Source organism: Rickettsiales bacterium, from assembly GCA_025210695.1.
Lineage (GTDB): Bacteria > Pseudomonadota > Alphaproteobacteria > Rickettsiales > CANDYO01 > CANDYO01.
In genome coordinates, this window is sequence record JAOARE010000034.1 from 1 (window position 1) to 9492 (window position 9492).

11 protein-coding genes are annotated in these 9492 nt (G+C 32.9%); 3 read left to right on the forward strand and 8 right to left on the reverse strand.

Features of this window, described 5'->3' with window-relative positions:
- From dxs to N4A31_05580, 4 genes are all read right to left on the reverse strand, one after another.
- On the reverse strand, positions 1-1351 hold a 1351-nt coding region (dxs, locus tag N4A31_05565; protein MCT4635687.1), incomplete at its 3' end, for a 1-deoxy-D-xylulose-5-phosphate synthase.
- 79 nt (positions 1352-1430) lie between these two features.
- Positions 1431-1865 (reverse strand): hypothetical protein, encoded by a 435-nt coding sequence (locus N4A31_05570; GenBank protein ID MCT4635688.1) that lies wholly within the window; start codon positions 1863-1865, stop codon positions 1431-1433.
- A gap of 62 nt (positions 1866-1927) precedes the next feature.
- Positions 1928-2680 (reverse strand): 3'(2'),5'-bisphosphate nucleotidase CysQ, encoded by a 753-nt coding sequence (gene cysQ, locus N4A31_05575; protein ID MCT4635689.1) that lies wholly within the window; start codon positions 2678-2680, stop codon positions 1928-1930.
- A 327-nt stretch (positions 2681-3007) separates the two neighbouring features.
- Positions 3008-3712, reverse strand: a complete 705-nt coding sequence (locus N4A31_05580) for a carbonic anhydrase family protein (protein MCT4635690.1) — start codon at positions 3710-3712, stop codon at positions 3008-3010.
- A 182-nt stretch (positions 3713-3894) separates the two neighbouring features.
- Here N4A31_05580 and N4A31_05585 point away from each other — a divergent pair, with 182 nt between their 5' ends.
- Genes N4A31_05585 through N4A31_05595 form a run of 3 tightly spaced genes read left to right on the forward strand, consistent with a single transcriptional unit; the run spans position 3895 to position 7330 of the window.
- Complete coding sequence (locus N4A31_05585; GenBank protein MCT4635691.1) at positions 3895-4428, forward strand: cytochrome c family protein; 534 nt, start codon at positions 3895-3897, stop codon at positions 4426-4428.
- 23 nt (positions 4429-4451) lie between these two features.
- Positions 4452-5417 (forward strand): ketoacyl-ACP synthase III, encoded by a 966-nt coding sequence (locus tag N4A31_05590; protein MCT4635692.1) that lies wholly within the window; start codon positions 4452-4454, stop codon positions 5415-5417.
- Positions 5414-7330 (forward strand): lytic transglycosylase domain-containing protein, encoded by a 1917-nt coding sequence (locus tag N4A31_05595; protein MCT4635693.1) that lies wholly within the window; start codon positions 5414-5416, stop codon positions 7328-7330. The genes N4A31_05590 and N4A31_05595 overlap by 4 nt, the downstream gene beginning before the upstream one ends.
- Before the next feature lie 8 nt (positions 7331-7338).
- Here N4A31_05595 and N4A31_05600 read toward each other — a convergent pair whose 3' ends face one another.
- The 4 genes from N4A31_05600 to N4A31_05615 form a co-directional block, all read right to left on the reverse strand.
- On the reverse strand, positions 7339-8376 hold the full coding sequence (locus N4A31_05600) for a hypothetical protein (protein MCT4635694.1): 1038 nt from the start codon (positions 8374-8376) through the stop codon (positions 7339-7341).
- 22 nt (positions 8377-8398) lie between these two features.
- Positions 8399-8776: a hypothetical protein gene (locus N4A31_05605; protein ID MCT4635695.1), complete on the reverse strand. Its 378-nt coding sequence runs from the start codon at positions 8774-8776 to the stop codon at positions 8399-8401.
- 54 nt (positions 8777-8830) lie between these two features.
- The gene (locus tag N4A31_05610; GenBank protein MCT4635696.1) at positions 8831-9208 is read right to left on the reverse strand and encodes a hypothetical protein; all 378 of its coding nucleotides are present in this window, start codon (positions 9206-9208) and stop codon (positions 8831-8833) included.
- A gap of 104 nt (positions 9209-9312) precedes the next feature.
- Positions 9313-9492: hypothetical protein (locus N4A31_05615; protein MCT4635697.1), on the reverse strand; the 180-nt coding region annotated here is incomplete at its 5' end.

Below are 9492 nucleotides of genomic sequence, written 5' to 3' on the forward strand. Positions count from 1 at the left end.
AAACTATAAAGTTAGGTAATGCACATAAATAAGTTATGTCATATGAACCAGCATGAGTAGGGCCATCTGCGCCAACATATCCAGCTCTGTCTATAATAAAACGAACAGGTAGGCATTGTAAGGCTACGTCATTTATAACTTGATCATAAGCTCTTTGTAGGAAAGTGGAATAAAGTGCCAGAAATGGTTTGATTCCATCACAAGCAAGACCAGCTGCAAAAGTTACTGCATGCTGCTCTGCCATTCCTACATCAAACATTCTATCTGGAAAAACTTCCGAGAATTGTTGAAGTCCTGTTCCTGAAGGCATTGCTGCTGTGATAGCTACAATTTTTTTATCTTTTTTAGCTAGGTTTAATAAACAATCTGAAAATACCTTAGTATAAGAGGGAGTTTCACTAGAAGATTTTTTTTGTTTTCCAGTGTTTAAATCAAACTTGCCTACTGCATGATATTTCTCTTGGCATGATTTCTCAGATGAGAATCCTTTTCCTTTTTCTGTAACCACATGGAGCAGAATAGGTTTATTGATGCTATGGTCATTTTTAATGTTTTCTAGCAGTGACACCATTTCTTCAACATTATGACCATTAATGGGGCCTAAGTAATAAAATCCCATTTCCTCGAAGAAATTACCATCATTGATTAGATCTTTAGTATTCCTCTCAAACTTCTTCATAATAGTTCTGATTGGGTTTGGGAATAATTTTAAAATCTTTTTACTTGTATCGCGGAAAGATAAATATGGTTTAGAGGAGATTAGTTTTGTTAGATAAGTTGTTAATGCACCGGTGGCAGGTGCTATAGACATTCTATTGTCATTGAGCACTAAAATTAAACGGCTTCCTAAATCTCCAGCATTATTCATTGCTTCATAAGCCATTCCTGCTGTCATTGCTCCATCTCCAATAACTGCAATTACTTCCCTTTTTTCTTTTTGTAAATCTCTTGCTAGTGCCATACCTAATGAAGAAGAGATGGAGGTCGCGCCATGCCCACCAATGAAACAATCATATTCACTCTCTAGTCTTTTAGTGAACCCAGATAAACCACCTTCTTGACGCATGCTGAGCATTTCCTTGCGTCTGTTGGTAAGAATTTTATGGGGATATGCTTGATGGCCAATATCCCAAACTAATCTATCATGTGGAGTGTTAAATACATAATGCAGAGCCACAGTTAGTTCTACCACTCCTAAACCGGCCCCTAAATGCCCACCTGTATGTGATACTGCTTCAATAGTTTCTTGGCGTAGCTCTTGGCAAACTTGAGGTAATTGAAGTGTGTTAAGCTTGCGCAAATCCTTAGGGCTGTCTATTTTATGTAAAAGATCTTTTTTGGTTATTGGCATTATTTATAGATCAAATAATTTAGTTTTAAATAAGATAAAGATTTACAGCGTTTTAAGCAAGTGTGAATTCATCTTCAGATTAAAGTTTATTATTTTGCTTTATTTTTTTTTTGCCTTTATATTTTTCTGAGAATACGGGCTCTTGAGTTGTGTAATGCTCGCGGTAGGTACGATAAATAGTGATACCTGCTTCTTCCATTAATCTTTCCTGGCATAAATTATATCTATAAAGACAAATTTCATTTTTACCAAATTGATGGATGCGATCTTCAAAAAAGTCTAAAACATTTAATAAACACCAGTTGTAACCATCATAAACTTTAGCTTTGAAATATCCCTTATAGCCCTTTATATTATAATTATTCATAATTAGGGCATAAAGATCTTCCTCATTGTTAAGGTAAAGATATACATCACCTACTTGAGCTTTTTCAATTTCTTCATCGTCTCTATGCAATAGGTAAATATTGCCAGTTAATTTAAGTGTTTTTACAGTTTTTGCTTGTCCTCTCATATAAATGATACTCTTATAAAATTTTTATTTATTATATAAAGAATAAAGGAAGAAGCAATGCTTTAGCTTGAAGAGGCTATAAATTCTGGATTAGAGTATTCTTTTTTGAAATGGCCATAACTTAAATTTTTTCCACCTGAATCTTTTATGCTTCCTCCAGCTGCATTTAATATTGCATGAGCTGCTGCTGTATCCCATTCCATTGTTCTACCAAAGCGAGGGTATAAATCAGCCAACCCTTCAGCTATTAAGCATATTTTAATTGAGCTTGAGATAGAAATTATTTGATCAACTTTTTTGTCTTTTAGGTATAAATCAAGTTTTTTTTGATCCTTATAGTGACGGCTAGTAAGAACAATGAGTCCAGATTTAGGAGATGTTCTGGTTTTTATTAAAATAGGGGGAGTATCTCCTAATTTTTTATATGCTTTGTTATTCTCAGCATAATATAGTCTTTGGCTTAATGGAGCATATATTACTCCCATGTTAGGCTCGTTATCTTTAATTAAAGCAATATTAACAGTGAATTCTCCACTTCTTTCAATAAAACTTTGAGTGGCATCTAATGGGTCTATAGACCAAAACACAGAGTTTTTTATAGGAGAGTTTATTTCGCTCTCTTCTGAAATTAAAGGAATAGAAGGGTATAATTTAGTTAAAGAATCACAAATAAATTTATTGGAAGCTAAATCTGCTTGTGTAACGGGAGAGGAGTCTTTTTTATAATGAATACCTATATCTTCATTGTTATAATAGCTCATGATGATATCACCAGCCTGTTTGGCAATGTTAATTATTTTTTCTATGTTAATCATTATTTATCCCAAAAGTTCTAGGATTAACTATACATGTTCTTTGTTCTTCTATCTAGTAGATTATAAATCAATAGACAAATTATAGAAAGAGGTAGTTTTACTAAATTAGAAACCATCTCCTTCCATAATAATTTGGTTAAGCGGCGCCTAAAGAATAATTTTTTACTAATAGGCTTGATTTTAAAAAAAAATATGCAAAAGGTATATAGTGCTTATGTTAGAAAAATCATAGTGCTATGAGCTTCATTATTCAGTTTGGTTTCAATAGCTAATCTTTCTTGAAGCTCATCAATATTTTCAAAAATATCTACAAATCCTTATTAAATTTTATTTCTCAATAGTAGATGACAGTGAAGCAAATTCTTCTTTACTTATCTCTATAGGGGTTTTCATTATATACCAACTAACACCTTCTTTTGTACATGGAGGAGTGGTGAGGGAGGTGGTATCAAAGTAATATTCTGTGTTGCTTGGTACTAATGACATTAGATTACCATCTTCTACAGCAAATTTTTCTGCGTCACTTTTGTTGTAAGTTGCTATAAGATTTCTAATAACTTCATTGCTGTTACCTGTCTTTAACATAACACCCACGATAGCAATTTTATTAATTGCATCTTGATTTGTGTTCTCATGAACAAAATGTATAGCAGCTTTAGAAACATTGCCATTTATGGAATGTTCTGCAGGTAAACGAATATGAAATTCTACTAATTTATATTCTTCTTCTCCAATAGTTATGTGTTTAGAAGGTGCGGCTTTAGAGCTAGAAGCAGGGTAAGCATTATAATCAAATGTTAAAGGTTTTGGATCTTTAGGTAAGTTTGCGTCTGTGATTACTATAGTTTCTTTGGGGCCTCCATCGTTGCAAGCCTCAAATTTTTTATCAAGTTTACTCCAGTGGTCTGGCTCCACTCTTCCAACAAAACTCCATATATTAGATTCTGTAGCTAATGCCACATTAGCTAATGAAGACTGCAGTAATAAAATAGCGATTGAGTTTTTTATAATTTTTGCTGGCATAATGGGCATAATGTTTGTTCCTTTGTAATTATAAAGTGCAAAATATATTATATCATCGCTTGAAAGTTAGGGTCAATCATTATTTTAGGAAAATAGTTTGTGGTAAAAAGAAATTTTCAATTTTGCTTGATTATATATAAGGAATTTATCATAATAGATCGTATTCTAAATTTAACAAAATAAGGCTGTTCATGTCAGGACTAGAATTAAATAAAATAATTGCTTCTGTATTAGTTGCGGGTTTAATAGGTATGGTTGCAGGTAATTTTGCAGATATCTTATATCATCCCAAAATTAATGTAAAACCAGGGTATATTGTTGAGGTATCTGAAACAGCCCAATCTGTAGATTCTCAAGAAGTTGAGGTTGAAGTTGATATTATTGCATTATTAGCAAAAGCTGATGTTAATAAAGGTGCTAAATTGGTAAAGAAATGTGTCATGTGTCATGATTTCACAAAGGGAGGCCCTAATAAAATCGGTCCTAATATGTGGAATATTGTGAATAACAAAAAGGGACATATGAGTGGTTTTGCATATTCTAAGGCGTTATTGGAGAAGGGAGGCACTTGGACTTATGAAGATTTATATCATATGATAAACAAACCAAAAACATTTATACCTGGAACTAAGATGAATTTCATTGGATTTAAAAATCCTGAAGATGTGGCAGATGTTATTGCTTACTTGAATACCTTAAGTGATAATCCTGTTCCTATACAGTAACATTTAAATATACTGCAAATTTTATGAATAAATATTCTAGCGTAATTACGGGTACGGGAAGTTACCTTCCTTCTAAGATTCTTTCAAATGATGAATTATCAACAATGGTTGACACTAGTGATGAGTGGATAGTTTCCAGAACGGGAATTAAACAAAGACATATTGTTGCAGAAGGAGAGCTTACTTCAGATTTAGCAGCTGAAGCTGCAAAAGAAGCTATTAAGGCGGCAAATATTTCTGTAGATGATGTGGATATGATTGTTGTGTGCACCACAACTCCTGACAGCACTTTTCCATCTGTTGCCACTAAAGTTCAAGCAAAATTAGGGATTAAGAATGCATCAGCCTTTGATATTCAGGCAGTATGTTCTGGATTCATTTATGGTTTAACTGTGGCTGATAATTTTATTAAATCTGGTGGGGCAAAGACGGTTTTAGTTATTGGTGCTGAGTCTATGTCAAAGATCGTAGATTGGTCTGATCGTAATACCTGTGTTTTATTTGGAGATGGAGCAGGGGCTGTTGTGGTTCAAGCTATGCAAGATCATGAAGGAATAATTGCTTGCCAAATTAATGCAGATGGTTGTCAAGAATCTATCTTATATGCTGATGGTGGAGTTGCTACAACGCAAACTGCTGGAGTTATGAAAATGATTGGTAGGGAAGTTTTTAAACATGCCGTAGAAAAAATGAGCAAGACTCTGCTAGATTTATTAAATATATCAAAATATAAAATAGAAGATGTGGATTGGATCATTCCCCATCAGGCGAATGCTAGGATATTAGACTCCATTGCAACAAAGCTTTCATTTCCTAAAGAAAGAGTGGTTATGACTTTAGATATGCAAGCTAATACTTCAGCGGCCACAATTCCTTTAGCGCTTGATCATCATGCTAGATCTGGTAAGCTTAAATCTAATGAGTTGGTTATGCTAACTGCTCTTGGTGGAGGAATAACTTGGGGAGGAGTGATTTTGCGTTGGTTGTGATACGCTTACTTTTATTGTTTTGGTTGCTCTCATATTCAGCAATAGCTGTTGACCATTCGGATTTTATAAAAAGCATTGATAATAAAAAATGGGCGGAAGCTAAAAAAAACAACCCTAAACTAGAAACTTTAGTTACTTGGCTAGAGTTATATAATGAAAATAATCCAAGTTTTTATCAGTTAAGAGATTTTATCAAAAAACATCCTAATTGGCCAAAAATTTATATCCTAAGGCAAAAGATTGAAGAAAGTGATTTTACATCTGTTAAAGATGTTGATGCTTTAGCATGGTTTAATGCTAATCCTCCAATAACAAATAACGGTAAGAAGAAATATATAACCTTATTATCAGATGGCAAGAAAAAAACTAGATATATAAAAGAAGTATGGAAAGAAGCTGTTTTTAGTCAGAAAGACGAAAAGCAGTTTTTAAAGTTATATGGTAATGTTCTTGTTAAGACAGATCACATTGCTAGATTAGACTATATGCTTTTTAACAAAAATCCAGATCAAGCAAAAAGATTGTTACATTATGTTTCAAAGGAAGCTCTTCCACTATATAAAGCAAGAATTAGTATTCAAAAGGGTGATAATTATACAATAAAAAAATATAAAGACTCGCAAAAATATCCTGGCATTTTATACGATATAGCTAGGTTTTATAATAATAAGAATGATGAAAATAGCCTAATTCAGATTCTTAAATCGTCCTCTAAAATTCGTACTCCTTATCAAAGATATTTTTGGACTATGAAAACTAGAGTTATTAGAGATTTAATCATAGACTCTGATTACAATTCTGCTTATTTATTTGCAAGTTCACATGGAAATATCAGTAGTTCAGAATATAGCGATGCGGAATGGCTCTCTGGTTGGATAGCGCTTAGATTTTTAAATAAGCCAAAGCTTGCAATAACTCATTTTAATAACATGTATAAGAAGGTTAAGCGTCCTATCAGTGTATCAAGGGCAGCTTATTGGTTAGCAAGAAGCTATGAAAAACTGCAGGATAATGCTAATAGTAATTACTGGTATGAAGTGGCAGCTAAATATTATACTAGTTTTTATGGTCAGTTGGCGGTTTGTAAGATAAATGATTGTCAGGTTAATATCCCTGATGATCCTGAGCCAACTCCTGCAGATAAAGAACATTTTAAAAATAATATATTAGTGAATGCAGCTTTGGTGTTACATGAGAGTAAGAAATATAATAATTTGGTACAGTCATTCATAACTAAAGCTATAGATAATAGCAGAAGTTTAGCTGAAATTGCTTTAATTACTAAATTAGGGTTTGAGCTTAATCATCATCATTTATCTGTTGAAGCGGCTAAGCATGCCAGTTATAGAGATATTCATATAATACATAGTAATTATCCTATTTTAGAATCTGTTTATAAAGAACATAGGTTGGATCCAGCTTTAGTTATGTCTTTAATTCGTCAAGAAAGCGTTTTTAACCACAGAGCTGTAAGTAGTGCTGGAGCAATGGGGTTGATGCAGTTAATGCCTTTTGTAGCAAAAGAAGCTGCAGCAGACTTAAAAATAAAATATAGAAAAGATAAACTGCTTTCAGACCCTCACTTTAATACCCAATTAGGAACTGCTCATCTAAACAAACTAACAACATGTTATAATCCATCTTATATATTAAGCATAGCAGCTTATAATGCAGGAGATAAGGCTGTGCAGAGATGGCTTGACAACAATGGCGATCCAAGGTTAATGGAGGATAAGCTTGAAGATATTATTGATTGGATGGAGAGGATTAGCTTCCACGAAACTCGTAATTACGTGCAGAGGGTATTAGAAGGAAAATCTATCTATCATTTATTGATGGATAAAAATAAAACAAAACTTTCCATTATGTCTGATTTAACTTATGGATCTGGAGAAGATTGCCCAGTTAATTAATGAAAATTTTATCTTGCTTGCCTTTTATCTTTACTGTTTGCTTTAATTGTTGCTGAAGTAGTGCTCACTGAACTTGTTTGATTAGGGGAGAAAGAAAACCTCTTGCGTAAAAATTCTAGTGGTGAAGAAGAGCGCTTGGATTCTTTAGTTTGTGGTTTAGGTGTGTTCATATCAATGGTAACAAATTTATCTGATGATTTCAGTAGTTTCTTTTCAACTGTAAGTCTTTCAAAGCCATTAGCTAATTTTGTTGGAGATATTTCTACAGGATATCCTTTTGCTCTTTTTTGTCTTTTATTATCCTGCTCTTGTTCTGCATAAAGTTTTTTATATTCTTGTTTGAAGGCATTTCCAATTGCCACTTGCTCTTCTTTTGAAAGATCTTGAAGATCTTTAAAGTTTTTATCAACATATGCTGCTACGGAGCTGGTTAAAGTTGGATCTAAAGATCCTCTATTTAATATAGTTTGATCCTTTGTGAGTCCTGTAAGAATTGCTGCGGTGCTATCTATAAACTTAGATTTTTCTGCTTCAGTATATCCTAGGCGCTCTATGGAAGGAAAAGTTGATAAAGCGGTTTCCATAGAGATGGCCAATAAAGGTTGATCTTTAAATTCATCTCGATTTTGAAAAGGTTTGTTAGTAAAAAGGCCTAGTTTTTTATCCTTCTCTAAGTCTGAGTTAGAAAGATTTACATATTTAAAATTAGTAACCTGTGCATCTAATTCATCATAAATATCAGTCTTGTTCTTGGATGCTTCATTATAAGCTGACATTAATCCTCGATTTAGGTCAAAGGCCAATTTCTTTATGGTTGGTCCTGAGGAGAGAGTCAATTCAGGATTGTCTAATTGATCTCTATAATGCTTTCTCTCCTCCGGAGAAAGTAATTTCCAACATTCTCCTACAAATTCTCTTACATCTACGTCATCAATTTGATAATTAGATTTATTATTTGCTTTTTCTGCAGCAAGATGGGCCATAAAAGTTTCTGGAACAGAAGATGAAACAGTTATATGGTTTTGAGCAGAAACAGGATAATTCATTCTAATATCTCCTTATTATAGGTTAGTCAGTTAGAACTCCTTTGCTAACTTTTTCATCGTTGCTACTCAGTGCATATTTATCAACTACGTTACCGTTAAATAATATAACCATTTTTCTGGTAGTGCCGCTTTGCCCATTAAGTATACGGGTAACAGGAATATAATTTAAAGGATTATTGCTGGCCTCACTATATTCATAAGTCCATTTGTCATGGTTGGTTTTTGAATACTCTATATTAGTTGGTTCTCCAAAAGTGTTACGAATGTCTTGCTTAGTGGATACTCCCGCTGTGATCATTGATTCAATTTTTTTATCATCATTGTCTTTAAAATTTTTATTTACTGAACTTGAACAAGACACAAGAAACAGAGCAGTGATTATTAATAGTATTCTTGACATGGTTTCATTTCCTCTTAAATTTATTATTTACAATATAGCTGTTTTTATAGATTATTAGTCATCTAGAGCGCCTTTTTTAATTTTTTCTTCTTTGCTAGTTATTACATAGTTTTGAACTATATCTCCATTAAAGATTATTAGCATTTCTCTGGTTGTTCCTGTTTGTCCTTTTAGCATACTGCTAACAGGAAAGTAATTTAAAGGATTGCCACTGGCTTCGCTATATGCATATGACCATGTCTCTTGACCACTTTTATCAAAATCTATACTAGTTGGTTTACCAAAGGTCTCTTGAAGGTCTTGTTTTGTGGTTACTCCTCTTGTGATCATTGATTCAATTTTTTTATCATCACTGTCTTTGAAATTTTTGTTTACTGAATCTGCACAAGAAACAAGAAATAGAGCTGTTATTATTAGTAGTAATCTTGACATGTTTTTAATCCTTTTTTTAAGTTAAATAACTGTGATTATTAATACAAGTATGCAAGGTTTATAAGTAATATGTCAACTAAAAACTGTATCCATGATCTTTAAATCTAATCAAAACTAAAAAATAAGCTAACGCGTTCTTTCTTTTTTTTCCAAGTTTTTTGGCTTTTTAAGGGGGTAGTATTTGGGGTTTTTGTATGTGATTCTAGATCATGTGTATTGCTTTTTAATGCATCTCTAATGTCTCCTAGTTTATTGGAGGTTGCCACTGCAGCAGTGTCAGCAAC

What these genes read in the sequence shown, in the direction of transcription:
- N4A31_05570 (MCT4635688.1), bottom strand. Translation starts at nt 1,865, where the DNA reads ATGAGAGGACAAGCAAAAACTGTAAAAACACTTAAATTAACTGGCAAT.
- cysQ (MCT4635689.1), bottom strand. Translation starts at nt 2,680, where the DNA reads ATGATTAACATAGAAAAAATAATTAACATTGCCAAACAGGCTGGTGAT.
- N4A31_05580 (MCT4635690.1), bottom strand. Translation starts at nt 3,712, where the DNA reads ATGCCCATTATGCCAGCAAAAATTATAAAAAACTCAATCGCTATTTTA.
- N4A31_05585 (MCT4635691.1), top strand. Translation starts at nt 3,895, where the DNA reads ATGTCAGGACTAGAATTAAATAAAATAATTGCTTCTGTATTAGTTGCG.
- N4A31_05590 (MCT4635692.1), top strand. Translation starts at nt 4,452, where the DNA reads ATGAATAAATATTCTAGCGTAATTACGGGTACGGGAAGTTACCTTCCT.
- N4A31_05600 (MCT4635694.1), bottom strand. Translation starts at nt 8,376, where the DNA reads ATGAATTATCCTGTTTCTGCTCAAAACCATATAACTGTTTCATCTTCT.
- N4A31_05605 (MCT4635695.1), bottom strand. Translation starts at nt 8,776, where the DNA reads ATGTCAAGAATACTATTAATAATCACTGCTCTGTTTCTTGTGTCTTGT.
- N4A31_05610 (MCT4635696.1), bottom strand. Translation starts at nt 9,208, where the DNA reads ATGTCAAGATTACTACTAATAATAACAGCTCTATTTCTTGTTTCTTGT.